Origin of the sequence: Actinomadura sp. J1-007, from assembly GCF_009793335.1 — a bacterium.
Classification (GTDB): Bacteria; Actinomycetota; Actinomycetes; order Streptosporangiales; family Streptosporangiaceae; genus Spirillospora; species Spirillospora yumaensis.
Genome location: NZ_WING01000001.1, coordinates 12,755 through 29,956 on the forward strand (window position 1 = coordinate 12,755; position 17,202 = coordinate 29,956).

Genomic DNA, 17,202 nt, shown 5'->3' on the forward strand with positions numbered 1-17,202 from the left:
GCCGCCCCGCCCGCCCGCGCCGCCGAACGCCCGCCCCGCCCGCGCCGCCTAGAGATCCACGCCGCGCGCCGCCAGCAGGGCCTTCAGGCGGTCGTGCGGCAGCGCCGGGGAGCGGTGCCCGTCGCGGCCGACCATGGTCTCGGCGGCGAGCAGCACGTTCAGCACGGCCTCCTCGACCGACTCGACCACCGCCTCGTAGAACGGGTCGATCCGGTTCCACGGCACGAACCGCAGGTGCTCGTAGCCCGGCTCGCCCACGGGGAAGCCGCTGGTCAGCGCGCCCTCGTTCGCCGTGGAGAACGCGAGGAAGATGTCGCCGGACGAGTGGTGCCCGACGGTGCCCGTCCGGGCGAGGCCGAGCGGGACGCGGCGCGCGAGGGCGGTGCACTGGCCGGGCAGCAGCGGCGCGTCCGTCGCGACGACGACGATGACCGAGCCCGCCCCGGCGAGCCCGAGCCAGTCGGTCTCCGCCATCGGGTCGTCGCCCGTCATCGACGCGCCGACCGGCACGCCGCACACGGTCAGCTCGCGCCGCGACCCGAAGTTGGCCTGGACGAACGCGGCGACGGTGTAGGAGTCGGAGCCGTACCCGACGACCCGCGAGGCGGTGCCGCTGCCGCCCTTGAACCCGTAGCAGTTCATGCCGGTGCCGCCGCCGACCGAGCCCTCCGCGACCGGGCCGCCGCGGGCCGCGTCGAGGGCCGCGACCGCGTGCGCGGGCCGCACGTGGTCGCCGTCGATGTCGTTGAGGTAGCCGTCCCAGGTCTCGGCGACGACGGGCAGCATCCACTCGCGCGCGCCCTCCGGGCGGGTGCGCAGCGACCACTCGATCGCGCCGCGGTGGCACGGCCCGACCGCGTGCGTGTTGGTGATCAGCACGGGCATGGTCAGCGCGCCGGTCTCGGCGATCCAGTGCGAGCCGGTCATCTCGCCGTTGCCGTTCAGCGTGTACGTCCCGGCCGCGCACGGGGCCGCCGCGCCGGACCGGCCGCGCGGCAGCAGCGCCGTGACGCCGGTCCGGACGGGTCCGCGCCCGGCGCGCAGCGGGCCGTCCCCCTCGATCAGCGTCGTGTAGCCGACCTCGACGCCCGGGACGTCGGTGATCGCGTTGTGCGGGCCGGGCGTACCGGGCAGCGGCAGGCCGAACGTGCGCGCGCGGGTCATGGGTTGCCTCTCCGATCCTCCGGGCCGCCCGGACGTTCCGGGGCGGCCAGTTCCTCCGGGGTGCGGCCGGTGGCGTCGGCGGCGCAGGCGAACAGCAGGCGGCGCGCCTGGGCGGCGTCCACCGCGGGCACCGCGTTGACGATGTGCAGGCCGTAGCCGTCCTCCAGCGCGACGAGGTTGCGGGCGATCGAGGCCGCGTCGCGGGTCAGGGCGAACGCGCCGGTCGCCGCGCCCGCCTCCAGGATCGCGGTGTAGATCCCGGCCTGCCGCTCGTACAGCCGGATGTGCTCGGCGGCGTACGCGGCGTCGCGCCGGGCGACGGTGCCGAGCTCGTACAGCAGCACGCACAGCTCGTCGCCGGGGCCGGACGGCAGGCCGCTGCGGATCATCGCGGCGAGCCGCCCGCGCGGGCCGGGCTCGCGGGCGACGGCCTCCTCGCGGGCGGCGCAGAACCGGTCGACGGCCTCGCGCTGCACCTCGCGCAGCAGGTCGGCCAGCGTCGGGAAGTAGTACAGCACCGATCCGGACGACATCGCGGCGCGGTCGGCGACGTCGCGCAGGCGCAGCCCGAGCATGCCGCGCTCGACCACGGCGCGGCGGGCGGCGGCGACGAGCTCGGCGCGGCGCTCGTGCGCGCGGCTGGGGCGGGCCATGTCCCACATTGTCTGAAGATCTTTCAGACAATGCAAGTTAGGTCTCGCGGCGCGAGGGAGCATCGAAAACCCGAGACAGACTTGTTACCAGGCCCGGTCTTGTACCGCGTCGGCGGGCGTTCTTTGATACTCGTTCAAAGAACCGCTGCGAGGAGGTGCCCGTCATGGCCGCTCCCGAAGTCGATCCCCCGGCCGCCGCCCACCGTCCCCCCGGGCTGCACCGGGGCCTGCGGATGCTCGGCGCGCTGCTCATCGTGCTGTCGGCGACCACGCCCGCGTCGTCGGTGTTCATCATCGCGCCGGGGGTGATCGCGCAGGCGGGCACCGGGGCGTTCTGGAGCTTCGCCGCCGCGGGCGTCGTCGGCGTCTTCATGGCGTTCGTCTACGCCGAGCTGGCCTCGGCGTACCCGCTGTCCGGCGGCGAGTACGCGATCGTCGGCCGCACCCTCGGCCGGCTGCCGGGCTTCGTCGTGCTCGGCCTCATCATGATCACCCAGCTGCTGATCCTCGCGGTGATCGCGCTCGGCGTCGGCACCTACCTCGGCGTGCTGTTCGACGGGCTGGACGGCCCGGTCGTCGCGGCCGGCACCGTCGCGGCGGCCACCGTGGTCGCGATCTTCGACATCAAGGTGAACGCCGTCGTCACCGGGATCTTCCTCGCGATCGAGATGGCCGCGCTCGTCGTGCTCGCCGCGCTCGGGTTCCTGCACGTGGAACGGCCCGTGACCGACCTGATCGCCCATCCGGTCGTCGCCGGCGACTCCGGCCTGACGGCGGCCTCCGCCGGGCTCGTCGCCGCCGCGACCGCCGTCGCGATCTTCTCCTACAACGGCTACGGGTCGGCGGTCTACTTCGGCGAGGAGACCCACGACGCGCACCGCGCCATCGCCCGCACCGTGCTGTGGGCGCTCGGGATCACGGTCGCGGCCGAGCTGGTCCCGGTCACCGCCGTGCTGCTCGGCGCGCCCGACCTGAACGCGCTGTTCGGCGCGGACAACATGCTCGACTACTTCATCACCGCGCGCGGCGGCGACACCCTCAACACGGTGATCAGCCTCGCGATCGCGCTGGCCATCCTGAACGCCGTCATCGCGATCATGCTGCTGACCTCGCGGCTGGTGTTCAGCTCCGGCCGCGACGGCACCTGGACCAAGCCGGTGGACCGCGCGCTGACCTCCGTCCACCCGCGCTTCGGCACGCCGTGGGTCGCGACGGTCCTCACCGGCGTGCTGAGCGCCGCCGCGTGCTTCCTGGACGAGAAGTTCCTGCTGGTCGTCACCGGGACGTCGCTCGTCGCGGTGTACGCGGCGCTGTGCCTGGCCGTGATCGCCGGGCGCCGCAACGGGACGACCGCGCACGCCCGCTACCGGATGCCGTGGTTCCCGGCCGCGCCCGTCGCGGCGCTCGCCGCGCTCGGCTACGTGATCTACCAGAACGCCCGGGACGAGGAGATCGGCCGTCCGAGCCTCGGCGTGACCGCCCTGGTGGTGGCGCTGTCCGCCGCGTACTTCGTGCTGGTGCTGCGCCGCCGCGGCGGCTGGGAGCTGAAGGGCGCCGCCGACGACGACGCGGTCTCCCCGCCGCCCTGACCCGGGCGGCGGGCGGACGGCGGGCGGACGGGTTCACATCCGCCCGGATCGGGGCACGCCTACCCCCATGACTGCCGAGATCCTCAGCGGGCTGGACCCGTTCGACATCTTCGACGCCGAGGCCGACCGGCTGGACGCGTTCTTCTCCGGCCTCTCCGCGGAGGACTGGGACCGGCCGTCCCGCTGCGAGGGCTGGTCGGTCCGCGACGTGCTGGCCCACCTCGCCGGGGAGGAGCTCTACAACCACGCCTGCCTGGACGGCGACCTCGACGGGCTGTTCGCGCGGCTGGAGCGGGAGGGCGTGAAGGACCTCGGGGGCTTCAACGAGTGGTGCGTGCGGACCCGCCGCCCGCTGCCCGTCGCCGAGGTGGTCGAGGAGTGGCGCGAGGAGAACGGCGACACCCGCCGCCGGATGCGCGAGGCGGGCGCGGACGCCGAGCTGGCCACCATGGCGGGCCCGTACCCGGTCGGCCTCCAGACGTTCCACTACTGCTCGGAGTACGCGACGCACGGCGACGACATGGGCGTGCAGGTCCCGGACGCGGAGGCGCGGGCCCGCACCGCCTGGCGCGCCCGCGTCGGCCTGTTCGCGCTGGACGAGCGGAACGCGCCCGTCGAGGTGGAGGAGCTGTCGGACGGGTTCCGCGTGCGGCTCGGCGACCGGACCGCCGACCTGACCGCGTACGACTTCGTGCAGGCCACCGTCGACCGGCTGCCGCCCGGCCACCCGCTCGACGCGTCCCTGCGCGGCGCCCTGATCGCCCTCGCCTGACCGGGGCGACCGCGCTCAGGCGGTGGTGGCGCGCTCGTCCGCCATGACGTACGCGCCGCCCTCCAGGCGCTCGATCAGGCCGCGCGTCCACTCGGCGGCGGCGCGGGCGGAGAACGCCCACCAGCCGAGCAGCTCGTTCAGCGGGTCGGCGGCGTCCTCCTCCAGGTGCGGGGTGACCGAGTCGCGCCAGTCGTCGAGGCCCTTCAGCCGGTCGCGGAGCAGGGCGACCGCCTCGTCGCGGCGCAGCTCGCCGAGGAACCCGAGCGCCGCCGAGAGCTGCTCGGGCCGCCGCACGTCCACCGTCGCGATCGCCTCGCGCAGCAGCCGGAGGAACTCGGCCTCGCCCGCGGCGGTGACCTCGTAGTCGGTGCGCGGCGGGCCCGCCTCGTTGTCGGGGACCTCCTCGGCGCGCAGCAGGCCCTCCTTGGTGAGCTGCTTCAGCGCGTGGTAGATCGACCCCGGGTTGACGTTGGCCCACTCGTTGGACCCCCACGACAGCAGCTCGCGCCGGATCTCGTAGCCGTGGGCGCGCCCGAACCGCCGGACCCCGCCGAGCACCAGCAACCGCGTCGCCGACATCGTTCCCCCTGTTCCAGCCGGTCTGGCTCCGTTCAGGCTAAGGCGTCGCCCCGCCGGGCCACCGCCCGGCCGGGACGACGCCCGGCCGGGACGACGCCGGGCCGAGGCAACGCCCGGCCGGGGCCACGCCGGGGTGGCGCGGGGACGCGGCCGCGCCTAGCCTGCTCGGCATGGCAGCGCAACGGTCGCCGATCGAGGTCCCCGCTCCGCCCCGGCGGACGCCGAACGGCTCGGCGGGCTGACGTGCTCGGGCACATCGGGCTGAACGTCCCGGACCTCGGCGCGGCCCGCGAGTACTACGGGGCCCTGATGCCCCTCCTCGGCTTCGAGCGGTACCTGGACGCCGAGGACCAGTTCGCCTACCGCCCCGCCGGCGGCAAGCCCGGAACGTACGTGTTCTTCTATCCGGCCTCGGACGGCCGGGACTCAGGGGCCGGCGGCTACTCCCGCGAACGCGCCGGGCTCCAGCACCTGGCGTTCATGGTGCGGACCCGTACGGCGGTGCGCGACGTCCACGCCGCGGCGCGGGGGCTCGGCTCCGAGGTGCTGCACGGGCCGAGGGAGTTCCCGGAGTACCCGCCGCCCTACTACGCGACGTTCTGGCTCGACCCGTTCGGCTTCATGCTGGAGGCGGTCTGCCACCACGACCGCGACTGACGGCCTCACCGCCGCAGGTCGGCCATGTCCTCCCCGGTCAGGACGAGGCCGGCCGCCGCGGCGTTCTCCTCCAGGTGGGCGAGCGAGGACGTGCCCGGGATGGCCAGGATTGCGGGCGACAGCGCGAGCAGTCCCGCCAGCAGGACCTGGGCGGCCGTCGCCTCGTGCCGGGCCGCGACGGCCGCCACCCGCTCGTCGTCCGGCAGCCCGAACCCGCCGAGCGGGAAGTACGGCACGTACGCCACCGAGTCCCGCTCGCAGGTCTTCATCAGGCCGGTGTCCTGCGGGAGGGTGACGTCGAACCGGTTCTGCACCGCGGCGACCGGCGCGATCCGCTGCGCCTCCGCGAGCTGCGCCGCGGTGACGTGGCTCACCCCGAGCCGCCGGATCAGGCCCTCCTCGCGGAGCGCGGCGAGCACGGCGAACCGTTCGCCGATCGGGGCGCCGTCCGGCTCGGCCCGCCCGCCGACGCGCAGGTAGACCAGGTCGAGCCGGTCCACGCCGAGCTCGGCCAGGTTGCGCTCGACCTCCCCGCGCAGCTCGCCCGCCTCCAGCTCGTAGGTGGGGTACCGGTCGCCGGGCCGGCGGCCCGGCCCGACCTTGGTGGCGATCACCAGGCCGTCCGGGTAGGGGTGCAGCGCCTCTTTGATCAGCTCGTTCGCCGCCAGTCCGCCCTGGTGGTAGAACGCGGCGGTGTCGATGTGGTCGATGCCCAGCTCGGCGGCCCGCGCCAGCACGGCGAGCGCGTCGCCGCGCTCGTTCGGGGCGCCCTCCGCGTCGCGCACCGGCAGCCGCATCGCGCCGAATCCCATCCGGGCGACCGGCAGGTCGCCGCCCAGCTTCCAGTGCCCGGCCGCAGCCGCGATCTTCGTCGTCATGCCGCCCACTGTGCGGGGCGCGCGTCCCCGGCCGCGCCCGCTGGCAGCAAGCTGCCACCTTTTGACCTCCCGCCCCGGGCCGCGCAGACTGGGCGCGATGGATCCGCAGCGGAACGTGGTCGTGCGCGGCGAGCGGGAGCTGGTCCTGCGCGCCGGGCACCTCTTCCACGCCCGCGAGGAGTTCGCCTGCGCCGCCGCGGACCAGAGCACCTGGGCGCTGCCGGGGGCGCGTGAACGGCTCGTCGCCGGCCTCCACGCGCGCCGTGCGAGGCCGTTCAAGCTCTACAACCCCGGGGCCCTCGCCGACGAGGAGTCCGAACGGCGCCTGATCGAGATCGCGGGGCACGGCGTCCAGATCCGGATCTGCGCGACGCCGCTGCGGCAGGAGACGATCCTCATCGACCGGAAGGTCGCGATCCTGGCGGGCCCGGCGGGCGACGGCCCCCGCGAGTACACCGTCGTCCGGGCCCCCGGCGTGGTGGAGAGCGTGCGCACGCTGTTCTGGGCGACCTGGGACGCCGCGACCGACCTCGCCGATTTCCGCCGGAGCCGCCCGCCCGCGCTGAACGGGCAGAGCCGCGAGATCCTGCACCTGCTGGCCGACGGCCTCAAGGACGAGGCCGCGGCCCGCAAGCTCGGCCTGTCCCTGCGCACCTACCGCCGCCGCGTCGCCGAGATCCTCGCCCTCCTCGACGCCGGGTCCCGGTTCCAGGCGGGGCTGCGCGCCCGCGAACTCGGCCTCGCCTGACCCCGTCGGGCACGGCCGCCCCGCACCTGCCGGGAGAACGGGCCTTCCCTCCGGGCCCGGAAGGCGGGACGGTCGTACCGCATGACCGGATGCGGCGGCGGGAACCGGCAGAGGGGCGGACGGGTGTTCAAGTGACCTCTTGGTCACTACGCTCGACGCGACCGCGGCAGAACGAGGTTCGGGATGGCCATGAGTCACAGCGTGGTGATCGTCGGTAGCGGGTTCGGCGGGATCGGGATGGCGATCCGGCTCCGGGAGGCCGGAATCGGCGACGTCGTGATCCTGGAGAAGGCCGGGGAGCTCGGCGGGACCTGGCGGGACAACACCTATCCGGGCGCGGCGTGCGACGTGCCGTCGCACCTGTACTCGTTCTCGTTCGAGCGCAAGACCGACTGGTCGCGGCGGTACCCGCAGCAGCCGGAGATCCTCGACTACCTGCGCAACTGCGCCCGCAAGTACGGGGTGCTGCCGCTCGTCCGGTTCGGGACGGAGGTCACCGGGGCGCGCTTCGACGCCGAGCGGGCGCTCTGGCGGATCTCCACGACCCGCGGCGAGCTGGAGGCGCGCGTGCTGGTCTCGGCGTGCGGGCAGCTCAACCGGCCGGTGCTGCCGCCGGTCGAGGGGCGCGAGACGTTCGCGGGGCCGAGCTTCCACTCCTCGCGCTGGGACCACGGCGCGGACCTGGACGGCAAGCGGGTCGCGGTCGTCGGCACCGGCGCGAGCGCCGTGCAGATCGTCCCGGAGATCGCGGCGCGGGCGGAGTCGCTGACGCTGTTCCAGCGGTCCGCGCCGTACGTGATCGACAAGCCGGACCGGCCCTACCGGCCCTGGGAGAAGGCCGTGCTGAGGACCGTCCCCGGGGTGTACGGGCTGAGCCGCGCGAAGATCTACGCGGCGCACGAGTCGCGGGCGGTCGCGTTCGTCAAGTACCCCGGGCTGATGGGGATCATGGAGAGGTCGTTCCGGCGGAGCCTCGCCGGGCAGGTCGCCGACCCGGCGCTGCGCGAGGCGCTCGTCCCCGGCTACCCGATGGGCTGCAAGCGCATCCTGCGCTCCAACGACTACTACCCCGCGCTCGCCGGGCCCGGCGTCACGCTGGTCACCGACCCGATCGCGCGCGTCACGCCGTCCGGCGTCGAGACCCGCGGCGCGGACGGGCGGACCGCCGCGCACGCCGCCGACGTGATCGTCTACGCGACCGGGTTCGCGTCCACCGACTTCCTCGCCCCGATGCGGATCACGGGCCTGGACGGGCGGGAGCTGAACGAGGCGTGGCGCGACGGCGCGCAGGCGCACCTCGGGATCACGGTCAGCGGCTTCCCCAACCTGTTCCTGCTCTACGGGCCGTACACCAACCTCGGCCACAACTCGATCATCTACATGCTGGAGTCCCAGTTCCGGTACGTGCTCGGCTGCGTGGACGCCGTCCGCCGCGCGCGCCTGGACTGGATCGACGTGCGCCCCGACGTGCAGGACGCGTTCACGCGGGAGATGCGGGAACGGCTCCGCTCGACGGTGTGGGAGACGGGCTGCGAGAGCTGGTACATGACCGCCGACGGGAAGGTGGTCAACAACTGGCCCGGCTTCACGTTCGCCTACCGCCGCGCGACGCGCCGCCCCGACCCGCGCCACTTCCGCGCGCGCCGCGGAGCGTCGGAGCCCGCGCCGCTCGCCTAGAGTCGTCGCATGCCGACCGCTCTCATCACCGGCGCGACCGCGGGCATCGGCGCCGCGTTCGCCCGCCGCCTCGCGTCCGACGGTTTCGACCTCGTGCTGCTCGCCCGCGACACCGAACGCCTCGACCGCGCCGCCGCCGACCTGGGCGGCACGTACGCGGTCCGCGTCGAGGCCCTGACGGCCGACCTGGCCTCCGAGGCGGGCCTCGCCGCCGCCGAGGAGCGCGCCCGCGCGGGCGTGGACCTGCTGGTCAACAACGCCGGCTTCGGGCACAAGGGCACGTTCCTGAACGTCCCGGTGGACGACGAGCTGGCGATGCTGCGGGTGCACTGCGAGGCGGTGCTGCGGCTCACCCACGCCGCGCTGCCCGGGATGCTCGAACGGGGCCGGGGCGGGATCGTCAACGTGTCGTCGGTCGCGGCGTTCGCGTCGCGCGGCACGTACGGCGCGTCCAAGTCGTGGGTCGTCTCGTTCAGCCAGGGCGTCGCGAACGACCTGGCCGGGCGTCCGGGCGCGGGCGGGGTGCGGGTCATGGCGCTGTGCCCGGGGTTCGTCCGCACCGAGTTCCACGAGCGCGCCCGGATGGACGTCTCCGGCCTGCCGGACTTCCTGTGGCTCGACCGCGACGCGGTCGTGGACGCCGCGCTGCGCGACCTGCGCCGGGGCGTCCCGGTGAGCGTCCCGTCCGTCCAGTACAAGGCCGTCGTGGCGCTGACCCGGATGGTCCCGCCGTCGCTGTTCGGCAGGCTGTCCTCCCGCGCGGGCCGCCGCTACGAGTGACCGGCGGGCGGCGGGCGCCGATCCGCCCGCGCTCACCGGACGGGCCGGGACGCACGTTACGGTCTTGTCACAGGGCGTCGGACAGGGCAGGGTGACAGAGATCGTCGGTGCGGGGGCGTACCGACCCGTGACATCACCACTCCGCCGAGAGGGTCCTCCCCGATGGGTCACGACCTGGGCCAAGCCGCCCTCGCGCTGCTCGCGACCGCGGCCTACTACACCGCGTTCCTCGTCTTCCGCGCGGCCGCCGCCCGGATGCCGCCGCTGCGCGGCAGCCGCCCCTTCCACGTCGCGCGGCACATGCTCACCAGCCCGGTCTGGCTCGGCGGCGGGCTGATCCTGTTCCTCGGCCTCGGGTACGAGGTGGTGGCGTTCACGGCGATGCCGCTCGCCGTCGCCCAGCCGATCTTCGCGGTCAGCCTGGTGTTCCTGGTCGGGTACGCGGTGTGGTTCCTCGGCGAGCGGCTGAGCCCCCGGGAGTGGGCGAGCGTGGCGCTGTTCGTCCTCGCGACCGTGCTGATCGGCCTGTCCGCCGGGTCCGAGCGCGGGCTGCGCGCCGACCCGAGCCTCACCGGCACCCTCGCCGCGCCGTGGAAGATGCTCGCCGTGATCGCCCCCGCCGTGGTCGTCGCCGGGCTCGTCTGGCTCGTCGGGGACCGCCGCGCGCACGGCCGGCACGCCCGCAAGCTCGCCGGCGTCGCGTACGGGATCGGCGCGGGCGCGTGCGCGGGGCTCGCCGAGGCCGGGATCCGCGGCATCTCGATCGTGTACGAGAACACCGGCAGCCTGCGCGCCGTCCTGGAGTCGCCCTACCCCTACCTCACGGTCGGGCTCGCCGCGATCGCGCTCGGGCAGCTCCAGGTCGCGCTCCAGCGCTGCCGCATCGCGATCGTCGCGACCGTGCTGACCGTGATCGGCCGCACCTACCTGGTGGTGAGCAGCTCGGTTCTGTTCGGGGAGGACTGGCCGTCGGAGTCGCTGCCGTTCATGCTGCGCGCGGGCGGGTTCGTGCTGGCCCTGGTCGCGCTGGTGACGTTCCCCCGGTACGAGCGGCAGGCCCCCGCCCCCGAGGCGCCGAGCCGCGCCCCGGGGCAGGAGGGCGTCCGCCCCACCACCTGATCCCGGTCCGCGCGGCGCGTGCGCCCCGCGCCGCCATCGCCTACATTGCCGGAATGGCCCTCCCCCCAAGCCGTGCCGTTCCCCGGACGCTCCTCGGCGCGCTCGGCCTCTCCCTGCTCGCGCTCCTCGCCGCGCTCACCGCCGCGCCGCCCGCGTCCGCCGTCGTCGGCGGCGCGCCCGCCGACGCGGCCCGGTACCCGTGGCTCGCGGCCGTCGGGTCGCCGCTGTTCGTCCTCCGCCCCGCCGGGCAGTTCTGCGGCGGCGCGCTGATCAGGCCGGACCAGGTGCTGACCGCCGCGCACTGCGCGTCGATGTTCAAGGCCGTGCCGGGACTGCTGAACGTGACGTTCGGCCGCGGCGACCTCGGCCGGAAGGGCGGCGAGACCGTCTCGGTGCGGTCCGTCCGCGTCCACCCCGCCTACCGCGAGACGAAGTTCAAGGACGAGACGGTCGGCCACCACGACCTGGCGGTCCTGACGCTGTCCAGGAAGGTCGCGCGCCGCCCCGTCCCGCTCGGCTCCCCCGGCGCGGCCCGCACCGGCGAGGTCGCCGGCTGGGGGACGACCTCCGAGAAGGACCTGTTCAACACCCGCCTGCGCGCCGCCGCCGTCCCGCTCCCCGGCAACGCCGCCTGCGCCCGCGCCTACGGCGGCTCGTTCGACCCGTCCGACATGCTCTGCGCGGGGTCGCCCAAGGCCGACACCTGCCAGTTCGACAGCGGCGGCCCCCTGCTCGTCAACGGCCGCCTCGCCGCGCTGACGTCCTGGGCGTACGGCTGCGCCCGCCGCGGCTATCCCGGCGTGTACGCGCGCGTCGCCTCCCTCCCGTGAAGGTCCTGGTCACCGGCGCCGCGGGCTACGTCGGCTACGCGGTCGCGCGGCGCCTGACCGCCGCCGGGCACGAGGTGAGCGGCCTGGTCCGCGACGCGGGCCGCACGCTGCCGCCCGGCGTCCGCCCGGTCATCGGCGACCTGCTCGACCCGGTCGCGCTCGGCGCCGTCCTGGAGCCGTACGACGGCGTCTGCCACCTCGCGGCGCTGACCCGCGTCCGCGCGTCGTTCGCCGACCCGCTCGGCTTCTTCGCCGCGAACGTGCAGGGCACCGTCAACCTGCTCGCCGTCCTGCCGCCCGGCTGCTCGGTCGTGTACGGCTCGACCGCCGCGGTGTACGGCACGCCGGAGCGCCAGCCGATCCCCGAGACCGAGACGCCCGCGCCGACCAGCCCGTACGGCGCGTCCAAGCTGGCCGCCGAGCACGCGGTCCGCTTCCACGCCCGCACCGGCGCGATCGGCGCGACGGTGCTGCGCACGTTCAACGTCGCGGGCTCCGTGGACGGCCGCGGCGACCCCGACGAGACCCGCCTCATCCCGAAGGCCCTGCTCGTCGCCGCGGGCCGCGCCTCGCACCTGGAGATCAACGGCCCCGGCACGGCCGTCCGCGAGTACCTGCACGTGGACGACCTCGCCGCCGCGTTCGTCCTCGCCCTGCCCGCCGAACCCGGCGCCGACCGCGTCTACAACGTCGGCAGCGGCCGGGGCGCGTCCGTCGCCGAGGTGGTCGCGGAGGCCGAACGCGTCACCGGCCGCCCGATCCCGACCGTCCACAACCCGCCGCAGCCCGAACCGCCCCTGCTCCTCTGCGACGCCGCCGCCGTCCACCGCGACCTCGGCTGGCGCCCCCAACACTCGGACCTCGCGGAGATCATCGAAAGCTCCTGGTCCGCCCTGACCACATGAACAAAGCCCCGCCCAGAGAGGCACCTCCACCTCTCCGAACGGGGCTTCCGAGTTCCTGGCTAGTGCATGTCCAGCCCGCCGGACTTGATGCGGGCGGCCAACTCCCGCGCCGCCGACACGGGGAGTGTGATCCGGTCTCCTCCGGGATTCTTGCTGTCCCGTACGCCTACAGCGCCCGGGAACCGCGCCACCTCGACACACGCCCCGCCCTCGGACGTGGACCGGGACGCCTTACGCCATTCAACGATCATTCGCTGGTGCCCATCGCTTTCGTTATCGCGGTTCGGCTGTCGGCTGTGGTCCATGCTAGGTCGCCCACGCTTTCGATGCGCCGGGCATACCGCTCCACACGCTCCGAATCCAGGACCACCCGTCCCATGCCGGGCGCTTCCGCGAACGCCACATCGCCTCCCACGGTGAGGAGTTGGCAGGCGCCGTCGAGGCCGACGTGCCAGCCCTGATGCTTGCCGACCACGCGAACGCTCACACCGGGCCGCTCAGCGAGGGCCAGGAGGTGCGCGAGTTGGCCTCGCATGACCTCCGCTCCCCCTGCGGGCGTCTCCAGAACGGCCCACGACAGGATGGCCGACATGCGCGGCGGGTCGGCCCGGTCCCACACGGCCTCCTGACGCTCCAGCCGTGCGGCCAGCGCGCTGTCCACGTCCGAGATGAGCCCGGCCGCGTATGCGCGTTCGAACGTCGCACGGGCGTAGTCCGGCGTCTGCCAGAGCCCGGGGATCACGCTCACGTCCCACGTTCGTATGCGGGTGGCCCGTGCCTCGTACGCGGCGAGAGACGGAAGCCAGTCGTCGTCCGGGCGAGCGTGTGCGTGGGCCACGAGATGAGCGAATAATCCGCGCAATTTCCACGCTGTGTCCAGTCTGCCCGCGTGCGCCGGAGATAGGTGACGTGTCCCGTTCACGAGGCGGCTCACATAGGACCGCGTGCATTCGAGAATCTCGGCCACGCGCGCCTGCGACGCACTCTGCACGTAGATCTGCCTGCGCAGTTCTACGGCGATCAGGTCCCATAGCGAGCGCGCCGGGTCCAGTTGCCTCGGCGCGTCCCGGTACTGGTCGTACGAGGATTGGTGCAGCGTGCGCGGTCGCGGTACGGACGTCATTTCATGATCCCTTTTGATGACCGGAATTCCCAGAACCATGGCCACGGTACCGCCACCGGGAGCAGAATTGCAGCCGGTAACGGAAAACATCCGCCCGGTGAGGTGAGCGCGATGGGAGTTCACGGCGCGCGGCGCGCGGCGGCAATTCTGCCGTCCCGGCCGGCCGGTCGCACGGCGTCCGACATATCCGGTGTTCGGATGGACGAAACCGCTGACGCCTCGGACGCCATGCTCGGGGTATTGGCTCCCGTCCATTCGGAACGCCTCGAAGCGCTCAGAGCCCTGCAAGTCGAACTGACGGCCGCCCGGCACCTCGCCTGTGTGCTCGTCGCGTCGGGCGGGTATCCGGCGCTGTCGGTGGCCCGCCTGGACGGCCGGGGGTCCATGACCCTCGGGTGCGCGTACCTCCGCGTGGAGGGGGCCTGGTGGTACGTCGCGCGGCGTCCGGACGGCGGCGCGGAGCGGCTCGCACCGGTGCGGGAGACCATCGCGACGGCGCGGCTCGTCGTCGCCGGCATGAGAAGGAGGTAAGGCCGATGGACGACGACGCGCGCACCGCGCGGCCGGGGGCCCTGGTCCCCGTCGCCGTCGCGGCATGGGAACAGGCGTGGCGCGTGCGCGGACGGCGCATGACGCTCTGCCACGCGGTCTGCGCGATCACGACCGACCGGGCGCAGCGCGCCCTGGCCGGCGCGCCCGCCGAGCCGATCGCGCGGGGCCTGTGGACGGCCTGGCACACGGTGCACCCGGTCATGGAGCGGCTCATGCTCGCCCACGGCTACCTGCCCGCCTCCGTGGCGGAGGTCCGCGAGGACGCGCGCCTTCTGATCGGGGACATGGCGCACGAGGCCCGCGAGCACGCCGAGTCGCACCGGCCCGGGTAGGCCCCCCGCGGAGACCATCGCGGGCTCGGGGTCCGCCATGACCCCCGAAGGCGGATAAACTCCCAGCGTGTCCGAGGCGAAGTTCGAAGTGCAGATGCTCCACGACCGCGTCATGATCAAGGTCGAGAAGGACAGCGGGGAGCGCCGCAGCACCGGCGGGATCGTCATCCCCGCCACGGTCGAGCAGTCCAACCGCCTCGTCTGGGGCGAGGTCTGCGGCGTCGGGCACCACGTCCGCACCGTCAAGGTCGGCGACCGCGTCCTGTTCCACCCCTCAGACCAGTTCGAGGTCGAGATCCAGGGTGAGAACTACCTGGTCATGCGCGAGCGCGACCTGCACGCCGTGGCCAACGAACGACCCGAGCACGGCACCGGCCTCTACCTCTGACGGCTCCTCACGGGCGTGGGAGCCCGGTGAAAGAATCCGGCCCTTCCGGACATGTACGGGCGACATCGTTCCCCTGCCCGTCCGGAAGGAGGCAGTACTTTGCTGAGGTGCCGGCATGGATGAGGACGAGTTCGCCGCCCTCTACGCGCGGACCCAGCAGGCGCTGATCGGCTACGCCCTGCGCCGCTGCGATTCGCCCGACGACGCCGCCGACGTGGTCGCCGAGACGTTCGCGACCGCCTGGCGGCGCGCGTCCGAGCTGCCGCCGGGCGACGAGGCGCGGCTGTGGCTGTACGGGACGGCGCGCCGCGTCCTCGCCAACCAGCGGCGCGGAGCCAGCCGGCGCGCGCTCAGGACCGCCGCGCTCCGCGCCGAACTGGCCGCGCTGTCCGCGACCGTCGTGCGGCCCGCCGACGACGGCTCGGCGGTCGCGCGGGCGTTCCGCTCGCTGCCGGAGGCCGACCGCGAGCTGCTGTCCCTCGTCGCGTGGGAGGGCCTCGGCAACGCCGAGATCGCCACGGTCCTCGGCGTCTCCCGCAACGCGGTGAGCATCCGGCTGCACCGCGCCCGCAAGCGCATGGCCCGTGCGCTGCGGGACGCGGGCGTCGCCTCCGTTCCGCGGCTTCGAGACGAGAGGAGCCTGACATGACCGTTCCCGTCGACGAGCTGGTGGCGCGGCTGGCGCGCGTCCGCGACGAGGAGGTCGGCACCGCGCCGGGCGGGCCGGGCGGGCGGGGGCTGCTGGCCGAGATCATCGCCGCCGCGCCCCTGCTCGCGCCGCGGCGGACCCGGCGGCGCGCGCGGCGGTTCGCGCTCGCCTCCGCCGCCACCGCCGCGCTCGCCGCCGCGGCGCTGATCGGCGTGAACGTCGCCGCGCCGGAGCGGCTGCGCTCGTACGCCAACGCCGCCGTGGAGATCCAGCGCACGGACGGCGTCTACGAGGTCAGCGTCAAGGACGCGTACGCCGAGCAGAGGAGGTTCACCGAGGCGTTCAGGAAGATGGGGCTGAACGTGCGCCTGTCGATCGTCCCGGTCACGCCGGGCAGCGAGCGGACGATCGTGGCCATGGGCGGGGAGTCGGCGTCCAGGCACGGCGGCCCCACGGTGTGGAGCTTCGACGACGGCTGCCGGGCCCGGTCCGGCGCCTGCCCGCTGCGGGTGCGGATCAGCGGCGAGGTCGGCCGCGACCGGCTGTGGCTGGAGCTCGGCCGCGAGGCCCGCCCCGGCGAGCCGTACGCCAACGCCCACTGGGGCCGGAAGGACCCGGCCCTCGCGCGGCTCGGCCTGCCCCGGCGGACGGTCGCCGGCGCCGTGGCCGTCCTGCGGCGCGCCGGGCTCAAGGCCGACTACGCGATCGGAACGGTCAACCCCGACGGGTCCGGCGGCATGTACCGGGCCGCCCCGTCCTGGCGTCCGGCGGGCGGTCGCCGGGTGGGCACGGCGTGGACGCACAGCTCCACGACCGTCACGCTGATGGTCCTGCCCGCCCCCGGCGACCCGCGGCCGGACCCGGCGCAGAACCCCTGACGGCCGCCTGCGGCCGCGTACGGTCCGTTCGCCCGGCCGCGTCGTCCGCATCGCGCGATGCGGACGACGCGGAGGGAGGCCCCGGGGATTACCGCAGGCGGGGATCGGCGCGGCGGCCGGACGTGGTCCCCCGGAACGGTGGCCCCGCGACGGGACGTGGCGGACACTGCGGAGTAGCGGGGCCGGGCCGCAGCCCCCGTCATCGTGCGGTCCGGCCTCTCGTGAAGACGCGGGGGAGAGACCGGCCGCCCGGCGCGGACGCCGTCAGATGTTGTGGTAGAAATCGGCGCCGATGGTCGAGAAGAAGATCTCGCTGTCCACCGCTCCGGCGGTGAAGAACATCGTGACGCCGACGCCCCAGGCGATGCCGTCGCGGCTCACGTTCCACTGGTTCTTGTCGCTGATGCCGTGGGCGTAGTCGCCCTTGACGCTGAGGTTCTCGTACTTCTTGACCCGGTTCGGCCCGTCGAAGACGTGGACCGCGGTGAGGGCGGCGGTCCCGCGCGCGTCGAACAGGACCATGACCTTCCCGAGCGTCGCGCGGCGGTCCTCGACGAGGACCGGGGTCGGGATGGGGGCGTGGAACCAGCTCCCCTGTCCCTTGGGGAGCCTGAAGGTCGAGCCGAATCCCTGGCGCACCGGCTGGCCCGGCGCGCTTTCCGCGACGACCACGTTGCCGTGCGCCCACGAAGCATAGAGTTTGGCCATTTCCCGTCCTCCCGAATCGATCGCGGATCCCCGCACCGGGTCCGTTGCCGCGATTATCGGAGGCCGTCCGGGCGTTGGCCTCATCAGAAATGCGTAGTCGCGGCGAGCGGGCCGCTCACGAAGTGATCACGTCGGCGCGGGCGGCGGAACGCAGGCGCCTCGCTGGCCCGAGGCGGACGATCACCTCCGGGACGGAGGGCCCGCGCCCCGGCCGCGCCTCG

Annotated in this window: 21 protein-coding genes; 14 read left to right on the forward strand and 7 right to left on the reverse strand. The window is 74.2% G+C overall.

Annotation, left to right across the window (positions count from 1 at the left end):
- Positions 1-48 precede the first annotated feature (48 nt).
- Complete coding sequence (locus GEV43_RS00070) at positions 49-1,164, reverse strand: P1 family peptidase (RefSeq protein ID WP_160818952.1); 1,116 nt, start codon at positions 1,162-1,164, stop codon at positions 49-51.
- Positions 1,161-1,817, reverse strand: coding sequence for a TetR/AcrR family transcriptional regulator (locus tag GEV43_RS00075; RefSeq protein WP_160818953.1), 657 nt, complete (start codon positions 1,815-1,817; stop codon positions 1,161-1,163). Before GEV43_RS00075 ends, GEV43_RS00070 begins: the two co-directional genes overlap by 4 nt.
- 164 nt (positions 1,818-1,981) lie before the next feature.
- Between GEV43_RS00075 and GEV43_RS00080 the strand changes: the two genes are divergently transcribed.
- Together GEV43_RS00080 and GEV43_RS00085 are read left to right on the forward strand one after the other, a co-directional pair.
- A complete protein-coding gene (locus tag GEV43_RS00080; protein ID WP_160818954.1) occupies positions 1,982-3,406 on the forward strand; it encodes an APC family permease in 1,425 nt (474 codons plus the stop codon).
- Between the two features lie 67 nt (positions 3,407-3,473).
- Complete coding sequence (locus tag GEV43_RS00085) at positions 3,474-4,178, forward strand: maleylpyruvate isomerase family mycothiol-dependent enzyme (protein WP_160818955.1); 705 nt, start codon at positions 3,474-3,476, stop codon at positions 4,176-4,178.
- Between the two features lie 15 nt (positions 4,179-4,193).
- Here GEV43_RS00085 and GEV43_RS00090 read toward each other — a convergent pair whose 3' ends face one another.
- Positions 4,194-4,757, reverse strand: coding sequence for a PadR family transcriptional regulator (locus GEV43_RS00090; RefSeq protein WP_160818956.1), 564 nt, complete (start codon positions 4,755-4,757; stop codon positions 4,194-4,196).
- 243 nt (positions 4,758-5,000) lie between these two features.
- On the opposite strand from GEV43_RS00090, the gene GEV43_RS00095 reads away from it, so the two are divergent.
- Positions 5,001-5,414 (forward strand): VOC family protein, encoded by a 414-nt coding sequence (locus GEV43_RS00095; RefSeq protein ID WP_160818957.1) that lies wholly within the window; start codon positions 5,001-5,003, stop codon positions 5,412-5,414.
- Positions 5,415-5,419: 5 nt separating this feature from the next.
- Here the strand turns inward: GEV43_RS00095 and GEV43_RS00100 are convergent, their stop codons facing one another.
- Positions 5,420-6,292 carry an aldo/keto reductase gene (locus GEV43_RS00100; RefSeq protein ID WP_206681027.1) on the reverse strand — a complete coding sequence of 291 codons (873 nt, stop codon included), beginning with the start codon at positions 6,290-6,292 and terminating at the stop codon, positions 5,420-5,422.
- A 97-nt stretch (positions 6,293-6,389) separates the two neighbouring features.
- Here GEV43_RS00100 and GEV43_RS00105 point away from each other — a divergent pair, with 97 nt between their 5' ends.
- The 6 genes from GEV43_RS00105 to GEV43_RS00130 all read left to right on the forward strand — a co-directional run bounded on the left by GEV43_RS00105 (position 6,390) and on the right by GEV43_RS00130 (position 12,351).
- Complete coding sequence (locus GEV43_RS00105; protein WP_160818958.1) at positions 6,390-7,040, forward strand: response regulator transcription factor; 651 nt, start codon at positions 6,390-6,392, stop codon at positions 7,038-7,040.
- A 183-nt stretch (positions 7,041-7,223) separates the two neighbouring features.
- Positions 7,224-8,717 (forward strand): NAD(P)/FAD-dependent oxidoreductase, encoded by a 1,494-nt coding sequence (locus GEV43_RS00110; protein WP_160818959.1) that lies wholly within the window; start codon positions 7,224-7,226, stop codon positions 8,715-8,717.
- Positions 8,718-8,726: 9 nt separating this feature from the next.
- On the forward strand, positions 8,727-9,497 hold the full coding sequence (locus GEV43_RS00115; protein ID WP_160818960.1) for an SDR family oxidoreductase: 771 nt from the start codon (positions 8,727-8,729) through the stop codon (positions 9,495-9,497).
- A gap of 162 nt (positions 9,498-9,659) precedes the next feature.
- Positions 9,660-10,616: a DMT family transporter gene (locus GEV43_RS00120; RefSeq protein ID WP_160818961.1), complete on the forward strand. Its 957-nt coding sequence runs from the start codon at positions 9,660-9,662 to the stop codon at positions 10,614-10,616.
- A gap of 53 nt (positions 10,617-10,669) precedes the next feature.
- Positions 10,670-11,446 carry a serine protease gene (locus tag GEV43_RS00125; RefSeq protein ID WP_160818962.1) on the forward strand — a complete coding sequence of 259 codons (777 nt, stop codon included), beginning with the start codon at positions 10,670-10,672 and terminating at the stop codon, positions 11,444-11,446.
- Complete coding sequence (locus tag GEV43_RS00130; protein ID WP_160818963.1) at positions 11,443-12,351, forward strand: NAD-dependent epimerase/dehydratase family protein; 909 nt, start codon at positions 11,443-11,445, stop codon at positions 12,349-12,351. The genes GEV43_RS00125 and GEV43_RS00130 overlap by 4 nt, the downstream gene beginning before the upstream one ends.
- 59 nt (positions 12,352-12,410) lie before the next feature.
- Here GEV43_RS00130 and GEV43_RS00135 read toward each other — a convergent pair whose 3' ends face one another.
- Positions 12,411-12,656 carry a DUF397 domain-containing protein gene (locus GEV43_RS00135; protein WP_309239359.1) on the reverse strand — a complete coding sequence of 82 codons (246 nt, stop codon included), beginning with the start codon at positions 12,654-12,656 and terminating at the stop codon, positions 12,411-12,413.
- The gene (locus GEV43_RS00140) at positions 12,599-13,513 is read right to left on the reverse strand and encodes a helix-turn-helix transcriptional regulator (protein ID WP_241683150.1); all 915 of its coding nucleotides are present in this window, start codon (positions 13,511-13,513) and stop codon (positions 12,599-12,601) included. Before GEV43_RS00140 ends, GEV43_RS00135 begins: the two co-directional genes overlap by 58 nt.
- A 159-nt stretch (positions 13,514-13,672) precedes the next feature.
- On the opposite strand from GEV43_RS00140, the gene GEV43_RS00145 reads away from it, so the two are divergent.
- The 5 genes from GEV43_RS00145 (at position 13,673) to GEV43_RS00165 (ending at position 16,273) form a co-directional block, all read left to right on the forward strand.
- Complete coding sequence (locus GEV43_RS00145) at positions 13,673-14,005, forward strand: hypothetical protein (protein WP_160818966.1); 333 nt, start codon at positions 13,673-13,675, stop codon at positions 14,003-14,005.
- A 5-nt stretch (positions 14,006-14,010) separates the two neighbouring features.
- Entirely contained in the window at positions 14,011-14,358 is a 348-nt protein-coding gene (locus GEV43_RS00150) for a hypothetical protein (RefSeq protein ID WP_160818967.1), read from the forward strand.
- Positions 14,359-14,425: 67 nt separating this feature from the next.
- Positions 14,426-14,746: a co-chaperone GroES gene (locus tag GEV43_RS00155; RefSeq protein WP_160818968.1), complete on the forward strand. Its 321-nt coding sequence runs from the start codon at positions 14,426-14,428 to the stop codon at positions 14,744-14,746.
- Between the two features lie 115 nt (positions 14,747-14,861).
- Positions 14,862-15,395, forward strand: a complete 534-nt coding sequence (locus GEV43_RS00160; protein WP_160818969.1) for an RNA polymerase sigma factor — start codon at positions 14,862-14,864, stop codon at positions 15,393-15,395.
- Positions 15,392-16,273 carry a hypothetical protein gene (locus GEV43_RS00165; protein ID WP_160818970.1) on the forward strand — a complete coding sequence of 294 codons (882 nt, stop codon included), beginning with the start codon at positions 15,392-15,394 and terminating at the stop codon, positions 16,271-16,273. Before GEV43_RS00160 ends, GEV43_RS00165 begins: the two co-directional genes overlap by 4 nt.
- A gap of 264 nt (positions 16,274-16,537) precedes the next feature.
- On the opposite strand, the gene GEV43_RS00170 is transcribed toward GEV43_RS00165, so the two are convergent.
- Positions 16,538-16,981 carry a DUF6623 family protein gene (locus tag GEV43_RS00170; protein WP_160818971.1) on the reverse strand — a complete coding sequence of 148 codons (444 nt, stop codon included), beginning with the start codon at positions 16,979-16,981 and terminating at the stop codon, positions 16,538-16,540.
- Positions 16,982-17,202: the final 221 nt, after the last annotated feature.

Excerpts from the sequence above, each read along its gene's own strand:
- GEV43_RS00170 (WP_160818971.1), bottom strand. The coding sequence starts at position 16,981 with ATGGCCAAACTCTATGCTTCGTGGGCGCACGGCAACGTGGTCGTCGCG.
- GEV43_RS00080 (WP_160818954.1), top strand. The coding sequence starts at position 1,982 with ATGGCCGCTCCCGAAGTCGATCCCCCGGCCGCCGCCCACCGTCCCCCC.
- GEV43_RS00105 (WP_160818958.1), top strand. The coding sequence starts at position 6,390 with ATGGATCCGCAGCGGAACGTGGTCGTGCGCGGCGAGCGGGAGCTGGTC.
- GEV43_RS00165 (WP_160818970.1), top strand. The coding sequence starts at position 15,392 with ATGACCGTTCCCGTCGACGAGCTGGTGGCGCGGCTGGCGCGCGTCCGC.
- GEV43_RS00115 (WP_160818960.1), top strand. The coding sequence starts at position 8,727 with ATGCCGACCGCTCTCATCACCGGCGCGACCGCGGGCATCGGCGCCGCG.
- GEV43_RS00160 (WP_160818969.1), top strand. The coding sequence starts at position 14,862 with ATGGATGAGGACGAGTTCGCCGCCCTCTACGCGCGGACCCAGCAGGCG.
- GEV43_RS00145 (WP_160818966.1), top strand. The coding sequence starts at position 13,673 with ATGGACGAAACCGCTGACGCCTCGGACGCCATGCTCGGGGTATTGGCT.
- GEV43_RS00070 (WP_160818952.1), bottom strand. The coding sequence starts at position 1,164 with ATGACCCGCGCGCGCACGTTCGGCCTGCCGCTGCCCGGTACGCCCGGC.
- GEV43_RS00085 (WP_160818955.1), top strand. The coding sequence starts at position 3,474 with ATGACTGCCGAGATCCTCAGCGGGCTGGACCCGTTCGACATCTTCGAC.
- GEV43_RS00075 (WP_160818953.1), bottom strand. The coding sequence starts at position 1,817 with ATGGCCCGCCCCAGCCGCGCGCACGAGCGCCGCGCCGAGCTCGTCGCC.
- GEV43_RS00090 (WP_160818956.1), bottom strand. The coding sequence starts at position 4,757 with ATGTCGGCGACGCGGTTGCTGGTGCTCGGCGGGGTCCGGCGGTTCGGG.
- GEV43_RS00140 (WP_241683150.1), bottom strand. The coding sequence starts at position 13,513 with ATGGTTCTGGGAATTCCGGTCATCAAAAGGGATCATGAAATGACGTCC.
- GEV43_RS00150 (WP_160818967.1), top strand. The coding sequence starts at position 14,011 with ATGGACGACGACGCGCGCACCGCGCGGCCGGGGGCCCTGGTCCCCGTC.
- GEV43_RS00110 (WP_160818959.1), top strand. The coding sequence starts at position 7,224 with ATGGCCATGAGTCACAGCGTGGTGATCGTCGGTAGCGGGTTCGGCGGG.
- GEV43_RS00100 (WP_206681027.1), bottom strand. The coding sequence starts at position 6,292 with ATGACGACGAAGATCGCGGCTGCGGCCGGGCACTGGAAGCTGGGCGGC.
- GEV43_RS00135 (WP_309239359.1), bottom strand. The coding sequence starts at position 12,656 with ATGGACCACAGCCGACAGCCGAACCGCGATAACGAAAGCGATGGGCAC.
- GEV43_RS00120 (WP_160818961.1), top strand. The coding sequence starts at position 9,660 with ATGGGTCACGACCTGGGCCAAGCCGCCCTCGCGCTGCTCGCGACCGCG.
- GEV43_RS00125 (WP_160818962.1), top strand. The coding sequence starts at position 10,670 with ATGGCCCTCCCCCCAAGCCGTGCCGTTCCCCGGACGCTCCTCGGCGCG.